Source organism: Tessaracoccus caeni (assembly GCF_029211185.1).
GTDB lineage: Bacteria > Actinomycetota > Actinomycetes > Propionibacteriales > Propionibacteriaceae > Arachnia > Arachnia caeni.
In genome coordinates, this window is the sequence record NZ_JARGDO010000002.1 from 68049 (window position 1) to 83506 (window position 15458).

At 71.6% G+C, this 15458-nt stretch carries 15 protein-coding genes; 2 read left to right on the top strand and 13 right to left on the bottom strand.

All coding sequences use genetic code 11. The features are described from left to right. The 13 genes from P0D62_RS02520 to P0D62_RS02580 form a co-directional block, all read right to left on the bottom strand. Nucleotides 1-627, bottom strand: coding sequence for a 4'-phosphopantetheinyl transferase family protein (locus tag P0D62_RS02520; protein WP_275701043.1), 627 nt, complete (start codon nucleotides 625-627; stop codon nucleotides 1-3). Continuing rightward, nucleotides 624-4421, bottom strand: a complete 3798-nt coding sequence (locus P0D62_RS02525) for an amino acid adenylation domain-containing protein (RefSeq protein ID WP_275701044.1) — start codon at nucleotides 4419-4421, stop codon at nucleotides 624-626. The genes P0D62_RS02520 and P0D62_RS02525 overlap by 4 nt, the downstream gene beginning before the upstream one ends. Further along, on the bottom strand, nucleotides 4418-5305 hold the full coding sequence (locus P0D62_RS02530; RefSeq protein ID WP_275701045.1) for an isochorismatase family protein: 888 nt from the start codon (nucleotides 5303-5305) through the stop codon (nucleotides 4418-4420). Before P0D62_RS02530 ends, P0D62_RS02525 begins: the two co-directional genes overlap by 4 nt. Nucleotides 5306-5309: 4 nt before the next feature. Continuing rightward, on the bottom strand, nucleotides 5310-6959 hold the full coding sequence (locus P0D62_RS02535; RefSeq protein ID WP_275701046.1) for a (2,3-dihydroxybenzoyl)adenylate synthase: 1650 nt from the start codon (nucleotides 6957-6959) through the stop codon (nucleotides 5310-5312). Further along, nucleotides 6956-8068 (bottom strand): isochorismate synthase, encoded by a 1113-nt coding sequence (locus P0D62_RS02540; protein ID WP_275701047.1) that lies wholly within the window; start codon nucleotides 8066-8068, stop codon nucleotides 6956-6958. The genes P0D62_RS02535 and P0D62_RS02540 overlap by 4 nt, the downstream gene beginning before the upstream one ends. Beyond that, nucleotides 8065-8841: an SDR family oxidoreductase gene (locus P0D62_RS02545; RefSeq protein WP_275701048.1), complete on the bottom strand. Its 777-nt coding sequence runs from the start codon at nucleotides 8839-8841 to the stop codon at nucleotides 8065-8067. The genes P0D62_RS02540 and P0D62_RS02545 overlap by 4 nt, the downstream gene beginning before the upstream one ends. Nucleotides 8842-8943: 102 nt before the next feature. Continuing rightward, nucleotides 8944-9363: a type II toxin-antitoxin system VapC family toxin gene (locus P0D62_RS02550; protein WP_275701049.1), complete on the bottom strand. Its 420-nt coding sequence runs from the start codon at nucleotides 9361-9363 to the stop codon at nucleotides 8944-8946. Then, nucleotides 9360-9599, bottom strand: a complete 240-nt coding sequence (locus P0D62_RS02555) for a FitA-like ribbon-helix-helix domain-containing protein (RefSeq protein ID WP_275701050.1) — start codon at nucleotides 9597-9599, stop codon at nucleotides 9360-9362. The genes P0D62_RS02550 and P0D62_RS02555 overlap by 4 nt, the downstream gene beginning before the upstream one ends. 96 nt (nucleotides 9600-9695) lie before the next feature. Further along, entirely contained in the window at nucleotides 9696-10160 is a 465-nt protein-coding gene (locus P0D62_RS02560; RefSeq protein WP_275701051.1) for an RrF2 family transcriptional regulator, read from the bottom strand. Between the two features lie 37 nt (nucleotides 10161-10197). Further along, a complete protein-coding gene (locus P0D62_RS02565; RefSeq protein WP_275701052.1) occupies nucleotides 10198-11205 on the bottom strand; it encodes a sulfate/molybdate ABC transporter ATP-binding protein in 1008 nt (335 codons plus the stop codon). Next, complete coding sequence (gene cysW / locus P0D62_RS02570; RefSeq protein ID WP_275701053.1) at nucleotides 11202-12062, bottom strand: sulfate ABC transporter permease subunit CysW; 861 nt, start codon at nucleotides 12060-12062, stop codon at nucleotides 11202-11204. Before cysW ends, P0D62_RS02565 begins: the two co-directional genes overlap by 4 nt. Continuing rightward, on the bottom strand, nucleotides 12059-12943 hold the full coding sequence (gene cysT / locus P0D62_RS02575) for a sulfate ABC transporter permease subunit CysT (RefSeq protein ID WP_275701054.1): 885 nt from the start codon (nucleotides 12941-12943) through the stop codon (nucleotides 12059-12061). Before cysT ends, cysW begins: the two co-directional genes overlap by 4 nt. Next, complete coding sequence (locus P0D62_RS02580) at nucleotides 12940-13983, bottom strand: sulfate ABC transporter substrate-binding protein (RefSeq protein ID WP_275701055.1); 1044 nt, start codon at nucleotides 13981-13983, stop codon at nucleotides 12940-12942. The genes cysT and P0D62_RS02580 overlap by 4 nt, the downstream gene beginning before the upstream one ends. A gap of 288 nt (nucleotides 13984-14271) precedes the next feature. Between P0D62_RS02580 and P0D62_RS02585 the strand changes: the two genes are divergently transcribed. Further along, nucleotides 14272-14511, top strand: coding sequence for a helix-turn-helix domain-containing protein (locus P0D62_RS02585; RefSeq protein ID WP_275701056.1), 240 nt, complete (start codon nucleotides 14272-14274; stop codon nucleotides 14509-14511). Continuing rightward, nucleotides 14504-15448 carry a formylglycine-generating enzyme family protein gene (locus P0D62_RS02590; RefSeq protein WP_275701057.1) on the top strand — a complete coding sequence of 315 codons (945 nt, stop codon included), beginning with the start codon at nucleotides 14504-14506 and terminating at the stop codon, nucleotides 15446-15448. The genes P0D62_RS02585 and P0D62_RS02590 overlap by 8 nt, the downstream gene beginning before the upstream one ends. Nucleotides 15449-15458: the final 10 nt, after the last annotated feature.

Here is a 15458-nt window from a genome sequence, read left to right on the forward strand (position 1 = left end):
CTAAAAAGCACCCGTGCGGGCGGCGAAGGCACCGACGGCGCGATGGTCGACCCAGTCCACCACTGGCACGGGTGGGGCGATGGCGTCAACGGAACGCGGGTCGTCGAGGGTGCCGAAACCGGCCTTCACCAGGGCTTCCTTGCGGACCCAGAGCCGGAGAAAGGCCGCCGAAGGGTCGGGTTGGTGCGCCAACCAGGACCGCTCCGATGCCGAAAGCACCCGTGCGATCGGGGAGATCGGGCGCAGGGGTTCGACGTCGATCCCGCACGGCGACCAGGCCGCCGCCGCGGCCACCACGCCCCGGGAATGGCTCAGGCTCACGTGAACCTCCGGGAACCCGGCCACCGTCGGTCGGCCGTGCGGGCCGCCGCAGTCGGCGCAGCGCTGCACGATCGTGACCTCCCGGACGCCGACCCCGAGCAGCTCGGCCGCGCACTCCCGCACCAGCACGTGGGCCGCGACGAACGCGGCCCTGTCATCCGCGCGGTGAAGCCGGTCGCGTCGTTCGCGCTCCAGGTCCGTGAGCAGCGCCGCGTCCTCCTCCCCCGTCACCCGGGCGAACCGGGCCACCGGCGCGGGCCATCCGGGTCGCACCGAGTGACCCAGCTCGCTGGCCGGAGCGCTCATCGCAGCAGCCCGGCGAGGATCGCGCCCACCTGATCCGCGACCGGACGGCGCACCAAGTCGCCGTGCGTGGCGTCCACCGGATGGGTGGTGACCGTTCCGGACACGTAGGGGCGCCAGCCGGCGGCGTCGAGCCAGCGCTCCGGGCGCGGCGCCGTCGCGACGACGACGTCCAGATCGCCGTCGAGGATCCCGTGGCGCGATGTCCGCACGATCCGACTGGCCTCGATCACGCTCGCGATGCAGCCGTCGAGCACGGGCTCGGGCAGCGCGGCGAGGGCGCTGCCGCCGCGGCGCAGGACGTCGGCCACCGTCGCGCGGTCCATGGTCGCGCCGTCGGGCAGGAGCCCCTCGACGCCGCCGAGCCTGAGTATCCCGACGAGCGCCTCCTCCTCGGTGGGCTCGGCCAGGTGCTGCCACTGGTCGGAGGGGTAGGCGTCGAGCAGCACGACCCGCCCGACCTCCTGGCCCTCCTCGCGGGCCAGCCGCGCGACGGCGTGCGCGGCCATGCCGCCCAGAGACCAGCCGGCGACGTGGAACGGCCGCCGGCCCAGCACGCCGCGGACGGCCGCCAGTTGGCGCGCGGCGAGCGCGTCGAGATCGGCGACCGGTTCGGGCGCGCCGTCGGCGATCCCGGGTGCCTGCACGGTGAGCACACCCTGGTCGGCGGGCAGCGCGCGCAGCAGGCTCGCGTAGCACCAGCCGAGCCCGCCTGCGGGAGGGAGCAGCACCAGCGGCGGCCGGTCGCCGATCGGCCGGAGGACGAGGGCCTCCGCGAGGTCGGCGCGCTCGCGGTCGGCGCCGGCCAGCGCCGCGAGGCCCGCGGGCGTCGGGTGGGCGAAGACGTCGGCGAGGGTCAGTTCCAGCCCCAGCTGTGCCTCGGCCTCGGCGATCAGCCGCAGCACGCGCAGCGAGTCGCCGCCGAGCGCGAAGAAGTCATCGTCAGCGCCGACCGCCTCCGCCCCGACGACGTCGGCCACCAGCGCGCACAGTCGTTGCTCGAGCAGATCGTGCGGCGTCCCGGCCCCGGCGGCGACAGGGCGCGGCGGCGCGATCTCGGCCAGTCGACGCCGGTCCGTCTTGCCGCTCGTCCCCAGCGGGATCTCGCTCACGGCGACCCAATGGGCAGGCACGAACGACGCGGGAAGCCGCGCGGCGGCGGCCGTTCGGAGCGCGGCGCCGACGGCGTCGGCATCGGCGTCGGCTCCCTCCGCGACGGCGTACCAGCAGACCAGAGCCTCGTCGACTACGCCGGCCGCTGCCGCGACCAGTCCGGGCACCCCGGTCAGCGCCGCCTCGACCTCACCCAGCTCGACGCGCTGGCCGCGGATCTTCACCTGATCGTCGGTGCGGCCGAGGTAGCAGAGCGCGCCGTCGGGGCGCCACGCGGCGAGGTCGCCGGTCCGGTACAGGCGGCCGAACGCGGTCTCGACGAACCGTTCCGCCGTCAGATCCGGCCGACCGACATACCCGTCGGCCAGCTGGACCCCGCCCAGCCACAGCTCGCCGGCCGCGCCGATCGGCACCGGCCGGAGGTCGCCGTCGAGGACGAAGCACGTCGTGTTCCACACCGGTCGGCCGATGGGCACGACGTCCTCGTCGGGCGCGCAGTCCCAGAACGTGACGTCGACGGCGGCCTCCGTCGGCCCATAGAGGTTGAGCGGCGACACCCCGAACCAGCGCGCGGTCCCGGCCACGAGGTCGGGTGTGAGGGCCTCACCGCTGGTGACGACGTGGCACACCTCTCCGGCCGCCACGCGCTCCCGGGCGCGCGGGTCGGCGAGCAGCGCGCGCAGCATCGAGGGCACGAAGTGGAGCACGTCGACGCCCTCGGTGACGACGAGGTCGGCGATGGCACGCGGGTCGCGGTGCGCCCCGGGTTCGGCGATGACGACGGCGGCGCCCACCTGCAGCGGCCAGAACAGCTCCCAGATGGACACGTCGAAGGAGATCGGCGTCTTGTGGAGCACCCGGTCGCCGAGGCCGATCGGGATGTGGTGCTGCATCCAGGCGAGCCTGTTGTCGATGGCGCGGTGGCCGACGAGGACGCCCTTGGGCCGCCCGGTCGAGCCGGAGGTGAAGAGCAGGTAGGCGGGCGCGTCGACGTCGCCGAAGACGGGGAGGTCGCCAGGGTCGGCGGCCAGGTCATCGCCCGGCCGGATGACCAGCACCGCCGCGGCATCGCTCAGCATGCCGTCGACGCGGGCGGCCGGCAGATCGGCATCGACGGGGAGGTAGACGGCGCCCAGCAGCGCCAGGGCGTGGACGGCCTCGTAGAGGGCGAAGCCGCGTTCGAGCGCGACCCCGACGACGTCGCCCGGGCGCACGCCGCGCGCGGCCAGCCCCGCCGCGAGTCGGCGGGAGGCGTCGAGGAGCTGCGCGTAGGTCCTCGTCTCGCCGCGGAACACGAGCGCGGTCGCGTCCGGGGTCCGGGCGGCCTGCGCCGCGAACCGCTCGCCCAGCGTCGCCGCCTCACGCTCGACCGCGGTGTCGTTGAATGCCCTGGTCACCAGGTCCAGCTCGGCGTGCGGCAGGAGCGGGAGGTCGCGCAGCGGGGTCTCCGCGGCCGCGCCCGCGTACGCGGCCAGCCAAGCGGTGAGCCGGGCGAGGTGCAGGTCCACCTCGTCGGCGGTGTACAGCTCCGGGTTGGCGTCGATCTCCAGCCGGACGACGCGTCCCCGGCCGGGCGTGCCGCGCAGGCACACGGTCATGTCCTCGACCGGCCCGGCGGTGAGGTTCCGGACGACGCCCACGGCCGCGCCCAGCCGCAGCTCCAACTCGAAGGGCACGACGTTGACCTGCGCGCCGAAGAGCTGGCCGCCGGTCAGTTGCGCGAGTCGGCGGGCGAGGGTCTCCTGACGCACGAACGGGTGGGCGCGGACCTCCGCCTGGTCGGCGGTGGTCGCCGCGAGCGCACCCGCGACCGTGTCGTCGGCGGGCACCGTCACGGGCAGGACGTTCATCGCGGTACACACGGTCCGCGCCGACGGCAGCGCGCCCACGCCGGGAACCGTGCGGTTCATCAGCGGCACGCCGATCCGCGCCGACGCCGCGCCCGCCATCCGCGCGACGTATCCGCCGACGGCCGCCGCGAACAGGTCGGGCCAGCCGGCGCGCTGCCGGCGCGCGCTCTGCACCAGCAACGTCTGGGTCGCGGGATCGAGTTCGAGGCTGCGCTTGATCGCCGACGGCGCGGGCGTCGCGACGCGCCCGGCCAGGGACGCCGCGCCGCTCATGGCGCGCAGGCGGTCGTCCCAGAACGCGGCGGCCCCGTCGTCGTCCGCGCGGACGAGGTCGTCGGCGACCAGGTCGGCGAGGGACACCCCGGGGTCGGCGGGAGGGGCGCCGTCGTATACCTCGCAGATCCGCCGCAGCAGTTGCTGCACGCCGTAGCCGTCGAGCACGACGTGGTGGGCCGCGTGGAACCACCACGTCCGGCCGTCGGGGAAGGAGAGCAGCGCCGCCCGGACCACATCGCCGTCCGACAGCCGCATCGGCCGACCGAGCTCCGCGCGCATCCACGCCTCGGCGGCTGCGTCGTCCTGCACCGCCACGCGCTGCACGGCCGGGACGGCCTCCCCCGCCCGCTGTTCGGGGCCTTCCGGCGTCGTCCGGAACTCGGCGCGGAGCTGCGGGAACTCGCGGTAGGCCTGCGCGTGCGCGGCGGCCAGCAGGTCGAGGTCGACCGCGCCGTCGATCTCGACGACCTCCGCGGTGGTATAGCACGGGTTCTCCGGCGCCAACTCGTGTGCGAAGTACAGCCCGCGCTGCGCGGACGTCAACGGAAGCCAGGTCATGACTGGGTCAGCAGGCCCTGCTCGCGGAGGTAGGACACGGTGGGACGGCGGGTGAACTCGCCGAAGTCGACGTCCACCCCGGCGTCGAGGAGACGGTCGAGCAGCTCGAAGGCTCGCATGGAGTCGAGGCCCAGCGCGAAGACATCGGAGTCGGGTGCTGCGAACGCGGCCGCCACCGCGTCGTCGGACAGCAGCCCGTCGAGCGCGGAGCGCAGTTCGGCGTCCCACGCACTTCCCTCGGCGGGTGCGCCGGCGGGAGCCAACGCATCGACGACGTCCGCCGCACGAACCACGACGCCCGAGCAGCTGGCCACCTGGGCGAGCGCCCGCTCGTGCTCTGCGGCGCCGAAGTCGGCGACGCCGTCGGCGACGACGAACGGGTAGATCTCGCGCTGGAAGGCGTCGGAGGCGGTGGCCGCCACGCCGATGTGGGCGTAGACGCCGACGATGACCAGCTGGTCGCGTCCGAGCGCGGCAAGCCGGTCGCCGAGGTCCGTCTTGGCGAAGGCGCTGTAGCGGTGCTTGGCGATCACCACCTCGTCCGGATGGGGAGCTACGGCGTCGACGATGGCGGTGTCCTCGTCCGCCGACGTCATGCCGCGCCCCCACAGCTCGCCCTGGAGGCCGCGCTCGTCGGCCGGCTGGTCGCCGGCCTGCGCGGTGTAGAAGACGGGCACACCCGCGGCGCGGGCCGCGTCGAGGATCTCGGTCGTGACGCTCAGCGCACGCTCCAGCGCCGGGCAGCCGGGCGCGAAGGCACGGACGAAGTAGCGCTGCAGGTCGTGGACCAGGACGGCCGCGCGGCCGGCGTCGAGCGTCCAGTTCGCCCGGTTGGCCGGGGTGTGCTGCGGGGTCGCGTAGTCGATCAGAGCGGGAAGGGTCACGGTCTTACCTCCGGTCGTCGGCGGGTCGGGTGGGGACGAGTTGTTCCGTGAGCAGCTGGCGCAGCTCTCGTCGGCTGTTCTTGCCGACGTGGGTCTCGGGGAAGGCGTCCAAGAACTCGACCCGGTCGGGGAGCTTGTGGGACGCGAGGCCCGCCGCCGCGAGGCGCGCGGAGAGGTCGGCGGGACGGGGACGGCCGGGCTCGATCCGCACGACGAGGCAGATGCTCTCCCCCAAGTACGGGTCGGGCAGGCCGACGGCGACGGCGTCGAGGACGTCGGGGTGAGCGAGCGCGAGCCCCTCGATCTCGTCGGTGGCGACCTTCTCGCCCGCGCGATTGATCTGATCCTTGTCGCGGCCGGTGACGATGAGGTGGCCGGTGGGCAGGCGCCGCACCCGGTCTCCGGTGCGGTAGAAGCCGTCGGCGGTGAACGAGTCGCGGTTGGGGCCGCCGCCTGGGTCGCCCGGGCGGTAGTAGCCGCGGATCGTATACGGGCCGCGGGTGAGCAGGCTGCCCTCGACGCCGTCGGGCACGGGGTTGTCGTCCTCGTCGACGACGAGGATCTCGTCGTCGGGGCTGATCGGCCGGCCTTGCGTGGTGAGCACCAGCTCGTCCGGATCGTCCAGGCGGGTGTAGTTGACGAGGCCCTCGGCCATGCCGAACACCTGCTGCAGACGCGCGCCCAGCACCGGGCCGATCTCGGCGGCGACGGAGTCGGCCAGCTTGGAGCCGCCCACCTGGATGGTGCGCAGCGTCGACAGGTTCGGGGTCCGGCGCCGCGCGGCGGAGATCCACGCCTGGGCGAGCGGAGGGACGAGCGAGGCGTCGGTCACCCCTTCGCGCTCGATCAACGCGAACGCGGTGCGCGGGCTGGGATCGGGGGCGAGCACCACCCGTCCCCCGACGTGCAGCACCCCGAGGATGCCGGGCGAACTCATCGGGAAGTTGTGCGCGGCGGGCAGCACGACGAGCAGGGCGCTGTCCTCCGTCAGGTTGCAGATGGTGGCGGACTCGCGCACGGAGTACAGATAGTCGGCGGCGGTGCGCGGGATGAGCTTCGCCACGCCGGTCGTCCCGCCCGAGAGCTGCAGGAAGGCGGCGTCCTCGGCGCCACGGTCCGGGGCGGGGACGGGCGGGAGCTGCTCATCGCCCCAGGTGCGAAGGTCGATCAGCGTGGGCGGCTCGACGCCCTGCTCGGCGACGCGGGCCGCGACGACGGCATGCAGGCCCGAGAGGTCGTCGGCGGCGACGACCATCGCGGCGGCGTCGGCCGTGACGCAGAACTGGGTCAGCTCGAGCTCGCGATGGGTGGGAAGGGCGAAGATCGGGAGCGCGCCCAGCCGGAACAGACCGAGGATCACGGCAACGAAGTCGGCCACGTTGGGCAGCGCGACCACCACGCGGTCGCCGGGCGCGACACCCGCCGCCGCGACGTGCGCCGCGGCCCGGTCCGCCGCGGCGGCCAGGTCGGCGTAGCTCCAGCACACCTCGCGGCCATGAACATCACGGCCGACGACCGCGGTGTTGCCGGCGAACCGCCGGCAGCGGTCGTCGATGAAGGCCGCGAAGGTCTCGTCCGTCCAGTAGCCGAGTTCGCGATAGCGGCGACGGGCCTTGTCGGGCCAGGTCGGGAAGGCGGCGACGGGGTTCCTCACAGTCCCACCACCCTGGCCATGGTGTCGAGCTTGGCGCTGGTCTCGCGCACCTCGGCATCGGGATCGGAGCCGGCGACGATGCCCGCCCCCGCGAACAGGCGCAGGTGATCGCCGTGCAGCACGCCCGCGCGGATGGCGACCGCGAACTCCCCGTCGCCCGCGCCGTCGACCCATCCGACCGCGCCCGCCATCGGGCCGCGCATGCCGGGCCCCTCGATCTCGTCGATCGCCGCGAGGGCTGCAGCCGTCGGCACGCCACCGACGGCGGGCGTGGGGTGCAGCAGCCGGGCGAGGTGCAGCGCGCTCGGCCCCGCGGGCTCGATCCGGGCCCGGATCGACGTGGCCAGGTGCCACAGCGTGTCGGTGGCGAGCAGCTGCGGCGTGGGGTCGGCCTCGAGTTCCAGCGCGACGGGGCTGAGCGCGGCCACGATCTGGTCGACGACGAAGGCGTGCTCGTCGAGATCCTTGGCGGAGGCAAGCAGCGCGTCGGCGCGACGCGCGTCCTCCTCCGCGTCCGGGGAGCGGGGCACCGATCCGGCGAGCGGCAGGCAGCTGACCTCCGCACCCCGGCGGCGGACGAGCAGTTCGGGGCTGGCGCCCACCAGAACCGGCCCGTCAAAGAGGTCGGCGGTGAGCGGAACGCTGAACAGGTAGCGGCCGGGGCGGGTCACCATCAGCCGGCCCAGCACCTCCTGCGGCGTGAGCGGCGGCTCGCTGATGACGTCGAGGCTGCGGCCGAGCACCACCTTCTCCAACCGGCCGGCGGCGATCCGGCTGAGCGCGTCGCGGACCCGGTCGGCGTACTCCTCGCGAGTTGGCGACGGCGTGACGACGTGCCTGCGCGCGGGGTTGGGCACGACCGGCACCGGCGGCTGGCCCGATCCGGTGACCACATGCATCACGGCGGGACCGCCCGGCGCGAAGGGAAGAGCCCCGACAGCCCACTGACCCGGCGCGAGCGACGCGACCACGCCGTCGGCCCAGGACTCGTCACCCGGCGCGGCCAAGGTGTCGAGCAGACGCTCGGCGACGATGTTCTCGTCACCGATGAAGAGGATCGGGGAGGTGTTCACGGCAATCGGGGTTACTTCCTCGAGTAGCTGGGTCACAGCGAGGCTCCTCCGTCGACATAGATCTGCTGGAGTGTGACGTGGCGGGCCTGCTCGGAGAGCAGGAAGGCGATCACCTCGGCGACATCGCCGGGTTCGGCCAGGCGGCCGAGCGGGATGCCGACGCGGTATGCGCCGGGGTTGCCGTGCAGGGTGCCCGCGAGCCCCGACTCCTCGTCGGGCCAGAGCGAGCGCAGCATCGAGGTGTCCGTGGAACCGGGCTCCACGACGTTGCAGCGGATGCCCCGTGCGGCAAGTTCAAGGCCGGCGCAGCGTGTGAGGGCCGACGTCGCCGCCTTCGACGCCGCGTAGGCCAGCATGCCGGTGCGGGGCACGCGCGCCGCGTTCGAGCTGACCACGACGATGGCTCCCCCGTCGCGGAGCCGAGTGCGTGCCGACTGGAGGCAATGCAGCACCCCCGTGGTGTTGACGTCGAAGTGCCGCTGCCAGGACGCGGCGGTGACCTCGGCGAGGCCGGCGGGCTCGAGGATTCCCGCGGTGCAGGCGAGCGCGTCCAACTCCCCCAGGCTCTCGGTCGCTTCGGCGAAGGCGCTTTCGATCTCGTCGGGGGAGGTGACGTCGGCCGTCCGGGCCAGCACCTCCGTCGCCCCGGCGTCGCGCGCCTCATCCGCCGTCGCCGCCAGGGCGTCGGCGTCGCGGTCGAGCAGAGCAAGCGCCGCCCCGGACTGGGCAAGGCGAAGCGCCGTCGCACGACCGATACCGGATGCGGCTCCGGTCACGAGAGCGACAGACGCGGGGGAACGAACAAGCATGCGATGCATATTAGGGGAGGCTTACCTAGCCTAAATAATCGAGCCACCATTCGGGCCCTTGGGACCTCCAGTCCGGAGGCATGGCCGTCAGGGAAACTCTGATCAATGGGGAAGCAGCCAGGGGTTGATCAGATCCAGCCCGAGCCCCTCGAAGTCCTTGGTGTTGCGCGTGGCCAGCGTCGAGGACGACGCCAGGCAGATCGCGGCGATAAGCCCATCGAAGCCCGAGATCGGCCTTCCCACCTCCTGCCGTCGCGCCTGTATCTCCGCGTAACAGTCGGCCGCTTCCTCGGTGAGCGGCAGGCAGGTTCCCATCCGCGCCAACTGCGCAGTGATCGTGGCGTGCAGAACCTCTTTCCGACGCCCATCGGGCAACAGCGCAACGCCGGCCAGTAACTCGGCGCGGTTCACGATGGTGGTCACCGGTGCGGCGGACAACGATGACAGCCACGCGATCACATTCGGGTCTGCCTGCGGCCCCTTCAAGGCTTCCGAGATGACGTTGGTGTCGAGAACGATCACAGCTCAACCACTCGGGCCGCCGTGCGCTCAGGCACGGGCACCTCCACGCCGCCGAGTTCGTTGCCCAGTTCCACCAGCTGCTGGATCCAGGTGAAATCCGTGCGGGCAGGCTGTTCCAGCCCGGCCACCAGGATCGCCCGCGCCTCGGCCTCCATCGAACGTTGATTGGCGGCCGCGCGCATCCGCAGCTTCTGCTTCACGTCGTCCGGGAGCTTCCGAATAGTAATAGCCGTCATGCAACAACGATATCAGTGTTGCGCAACCTGCTCGCAGCCCCTTAGCCGCTTGCTAGTCCACCGACTTCGGTGGACTAGCAAGCGGTTAAGGGATCGTCAGCGATTCTGCCAGGCGTCGGGAAGGGTCAACAGCTCGCGCACCGGCGCCGGCAGCTCGCCGGTGAGAAGGTCTTCGAGCGACGTGGCGTCGAGCACCTGACGCAGGCTGGCCCGCACGGCGACCCAGAGCTCCGGCAGGTGCCGGGCCACCCCGTCGTAGGTGGTGTCCTGGGGTCGTCGCCCCCGCACCTCGGCAAGGGGACCGTCGACCGCGCGAATCACCGCACCGACGCCGATCTCTGCGGCCGGGCGTGCCAGCTGATAGCCGCCGCGCGCGCCCTGGGTGCTGTAGACCAGGCCGGCCTTGCGGAGATCGGTGAGGATGGACTCCAGGAACTTGCGGGGCAGATCCTGCGCGCGGGCAAGGGCGTCGGTGGACACTGGCACGTCCTGGGCACGGGATGCCTCCGCCAGTTGGAGCATGGCGCGAACGGCGTACTCGGTCCTGGCGGAGATCTCCATCCCCTCATTGTGGCGGACGGTTCCCATGTTTGCCTCGTCAACCGGCCAATGGCGCTACATCGTGGGCCGCCGACAGGGTCCGCGTGGGGAGCACCCAGACGCGATCGCCGACTCGGAGGTCGAGATGCGACGCCTCGCCGCGCGTGAGCTGGGCGAAGAAGCTCTCCCCCGACGCCGGCTCCCGCAGCTCGATCCGCACCTCGAAGCCCAGCCGGACCAGTCGGTCCACCTCGGCCTCGACGACGGGCAGCCCGTGGTGTTCCGCCTCGGCCCGCGCGCGGTGCACGTCGCGCTCCAGCCGCAGATCGTGCGGCCGGGCGAGCGTGTCGCCCAGCCGTGACACCGATCCGAGGAAGGACATCACGAAGGGGTTGGCCGGGGTCTCGTACAGCTCGTCGGGGCTGCCGACCTGCTCGATCCGGCCGGCGTTCAGCACCGCGATCCGATCGGCGACGTCCAGCGCCTCCTCCTGATCATGGGTGACCAGCACCGTGGTGACGTGGACCTCGTCATGCAGCCGGCGCAGCCAGCGACGCAGGTCGTCGCGCACCTTCGCGTCGAGGGCACCGAAGGGCTCGTCGAGCAGCAGCACCTGCGGATCGACGGCCAGCGCCCGCGCCAGGGCCATCCGCTGCCGCTGGCCGCCGGAGAGCTGCGCCGGGTAGCGGTGCTGGAAGCCGGCCAGGCCCACCACCTCCAGCAGCTCGTCGACGCGGCGCCTGGTCTCGGCTTTGGGGCGCTTGCGGATGGTGAGGCCGAAGGCGACGTTGTCGCGCACCGTCATGTGCTTGAAGGCCGCGTAGTGCTGGAAGACGAAGCCGATGCCCCGCTTCTGCGGCGGCTGGCGGGTGACGTCGGTTCCGGCGATCAGCACCGAGCCGGAGTCGAGATCCTCCAGGCCCGCGATCGCGCGCAGCAGCGTCGACTTGCCGGAGCCACTGGGCCCGAGTAGTGCGGTGAGGCTGCCGGAGGGGATGTCGAGGGACACGTCGTCGAGGGCGGCGAAGCTCCCGTAGTTCTTGTGGGCGTGCGTGACGCGGATCATGAGGTGCTCCTTGCGGGTGCGGATGTCGTCGAGGACGTCGAGGAAGGGGAATGGTGGTCGGGGCGGAGGCGGTCGATCAGGGTCATCGCCAGCAGGATCACGAGCGCGATCATCATCAGCAGCGTGGCCGCCGCGTAGGCGCCGTAGGTGTTGTGGTCGTCGATGTAGCGGGAATGCACCAGCAGCGTCAGCGTCTGGGAGACCCCGGGGAAGCCGGAGCTGACCATGATCACGGCACCGAACTCCCCCAGTGCGCGGGCGGCGGTGAGCACCACTCCGTAGGTGAGGCCCCAGCGGATGGCGGGCAGCGTGATCCGCACGAAGGTCTGCCACGACGACGCTCCCAAGGTGGCCGCGGCCTGCTCCTGCTCGGTGCCGATCTCCCGCAGCACCGGCTCCACCTCGCGCACCACGAAGGGCAGCGTCACGAAGAGGGTCGCGATCACCATGCCGGGCAGGCCGAAGATCACCCGGAACCCGAGCGAGTCGAGCCCTCCGAACCACCCGTTGACGCCCCAGAGCATGATCAGGGCGACGCCGACGACGATCGGCGAGACGGCGAACGGCAGGTCGACGATGCCCGAGAGCAGGCGTCGTCCGGGGAACCGGCCGCGAACCAGCGCCAAGGCGGTGACCACGCCGAAGATCACGTTCAGCGGCACCACGATCGCGACGATCAGCAGCGAGAGGTTGAGCGCCGAGATGGCGGCGGGGGTCTGGATCGATGCCCAGAAGGCGCCGAGTCCCGGTTGGAAGGTGCGCCACAGGATGGTCACGATCGGGAAGGCCAACAACACGGCCAGATAGACCAGGGCGATCAGCCGCAGCGCGAGGCGGCTGGGCGTCGAGATTCTCATCGGGTCTCCTCCTGACGGTCATGCGCGCGCCCCGCGACGATCCTCAACACCAGCAAGGTGGCGAAGGAGACCACCAGCAACGCCACCGAGACGGCCGCCGCGCTGACGGGCCGGTCGATCTCAATCTGCTGCTGGATGTATTGCGACGCCACCTGGGTCTCGCGAGGGATGTTGCCGCCGATCAGCACCACCGAGCCGTACTCGCCGATGGCCCGGGCGAAGGCCAGGCCGCCGCCCGAGACGATGGCCGGGGTGAGCGCCGGCAGCACGACGCGACGAAACGTCGTCCAGTTCGACGCACCCAGCGACGCGGCGGCCTGCTCCACGTCGGTGTCCAGCTCGATCAGCACCGGCTGCACCGAGCGCACCACGAAGGGCAACGTGACGAAGGCCAGCGCCATCCCCACGCCCCACCGCGTCGCGTTCAACTCGATGCCGATGGGGCTCGACGGGCCGTAGAGCGACAGCAGCACGATGCTCGCCACGATGGTGGGCAATGCGAACGGCAGATCGATCAAGGCGTCGACGATGCGCTTGCCGGGGAAGTGGTCACGCACCAGCACCCAGGCGATCAGGGTGCCGGTCACCACGTTCAGTACGGCGACGGCGGCCGAGATCAGGATGGTGGTGCCGAGGGCCGCGAGCGCGGCCGGAGCCGTGATCGCCTGCCAGAAGCCGCCCCAGCCGTCTTCGAAGGAGGCGACCGTCAGCGCGGCCAGCGGCAGCAGCACGATCACGCTCAGCCAGAGGGTGACGACGCCGAGCGTCAGCCCGTTCACCCGCCCAGCCCTCGGCTTGGCCCGCCCGCCCTGCCTGGTCGGCGGAGTGGGACGCGGGGCCCTCGACTGGGCGGCCCCGCGCGGGATCGTCGGGGCGCTCACGAGGTGGCCCCGTCGTAGATCACGGCGATGGAGCCGTTCTCCTTGTCGAACAGCTCCGAGTCGACGACGCCCCAGCCGCCCAGGTCGTCGATCGTCCAGAGCTTCTCGGGGGCGGGGAACTTCTCGGTGAACTCGCCGGCAACCGTCGCATCCACAGGCCGGAAGCCGGCCTCAGCCCACAAGCGCTGCGCCTCGGGGGTAAAAAGGTAGTCGCGGAAGGCGGTGGCCACCTCCAGGTTGGGACTGTCCTTCAGCACCGCGACGGGATTGTCGATGCGGAACGTGATCGCGGGCGTCACGTGCTCCACCGCCTCGCCCTGTTCCTCGATGAAGAGCGCCTCGTTCTCGTAGCTCAGCAGCACGTCGCCGGTGCCCTGGAGGAAGGTCTCGGTCGCCTCGCGCGCCGACTTCGGCTGCACCTTGATGTGGTCGCCGACCAGCTCGGAGATATAGGCGAGGCCCGCATCCGGGTTCGCCCCGCCCTCGCTCTTGGCCGAGTACGGGGCGAGCAGGTTCCACTTCGCAGATCCCGAGGAGAACGGGTTGGGGGTGACCACCTCCACGCCAGCGGCCAGCAGGTCGTCCCAGTCCTGGATGTCCTTCGGATTGCCCTCCCGCACGATGATGGTCACGACGGACCCGAACGGCACGCCGCCGTTGGGGACCGAGGTCCAGTCGTCGGCCACGAGGCCGGCCTTCACCAACCGGGTGATGTCGGGCTCGACGGAGAAGTTGACGAAGTCGGCCTCGGCACCGGCCTCCACCTTGCGCGACTGGTCGCCCGAGGCACCGTAGGACTGCCGGAACTCGACGCCCTCCCCCGCGGCCGTGGCGGTGAAGGCGGGGATGACCTTGTCGAAGCCGACCTTGGGCACCGCATAGGCATAGAGATTGATCACCGACGATGCCTTCGCGTCGTCCGATGGACCCTCGGCCGCTGCACCCACCTCGTCGCTCGCGCCGCCACCCGAGCAGGCCATGAGACCCAGCGCGACGACGGCGGAGGTTGCGGCGAGGACAGCTCTGCGGGGGTAGCTCATGTGAGTGCTCCTTGTTCGGATGTATCGGGCCGCCGGACATCCCGGCGACCCTCGAGACAAGAAACTAGACCTATCTCCCATGGAATTAGTAGGGATTATGCTGTCGGAGGACGACATCCGCCCTCAGCGGAACCGGTTGGGCGCGACCCGTTGCCCAAGAGACCTCCCCCTTAACCGCTTGCTAATCCACCGAAGTCGGTGGACTAGCAAGCGGTTAAGGGATCCCGGAAGCAGGTGGCATGTCACCGATCGTGGACATCTCAGATATGTCGCCATACGCTGACATTCATGCCTCACGGTCACCTCTACGACGCACGGAGCCTGCTCCGGCTCGGCACAACCTTGGTCGGTCTGCGTCGCCGCCGTGGCCTCACCCAAGCTCAACTCGCAGAGAAGGCGGGAGTCTCCCGGCAGTGGCTGATCGCTGCCGAGAAGGGACAGAAGGACGGCTTGGAGATCGGGAAGCTGATGGTGGCTCTCGACGCCCTCGGCGCGAGCTTGATGATTCGAGACGATCTCGATGGCTGAGCCTGCATCCATTCGCGGCCGCACCGCAGTTGGCGGCCGTGTGAGCACCCCCTCCTGCTGTGGCCCGTCGCTGCACCGCGACGGCCCACAGCACGTGCCGGCACCGCCGTCTCTGCTGCCGATCGTGGATGCCCCGAGGCCGAGCGGGCCTCACCTGATCAGGCTTCCCGGTGGCACCTTCCTGATGGGTTCGGAGGATCCCCTCGCCTACCCGGCCGACGGGGAAGGTCCGGTACGGGCCGAAGACGTCGAGCCGTTCTCCCTCGCCGCGACCACCGTCACGGTGGCCCAGTTCGCTGCCTTCGTCGAGGCCACCGGCTACATCACGGACGCCGAGCGTTTCGGCGACTCCTTGGTGTTCGCCGGGCTGCTGCCGCCCGACGCACCGCCCACCCGGGCCGTGGCGGCGGCGCCGTGGTGGCGGCTCGTCGCGGGGGCGAGCTGGTGCGAACCGGAAGGCCCCGGGTCGGGGGTGGCGGAGCGAGCCGACCATCCCGTCACGCACGTCTCGCAGAACGACGCCCTCGCTTATGCGCACTGGGCCGGCGCCCGGCTGCCCACCGAGACCGAATGGGAATACGCGGCACGTGGTGGCCTGGAACAGCGACCCTATCCCTGGGGCGACGAGCGGCTTCCCGGAGGCGAGGCCCGGATGAAGACCTTCGAAGGCCTCTTCCCCGACCGACCGTCCGAGCCGGTGGGAACCGTTCCTGCCACGGCGTTCCCGCCCAACGGCTTCGGGCTCTACAACATGACGGGCAACGTGTGGGAGTGGACGGTCAGCACGTTCTCGGCGGCCGATCCCCGTCCCGTGCTGCGCGGCGGCTCGTTCCTGTGCCACGACTCCTACTGCCGGCGCTACCGGACATCGGCACGCACGGCCAACACCCCGGACACCTCGCTGTCCCACACCGGCTTCCGGATCGCCGCGTCGTAATCGCTACTGC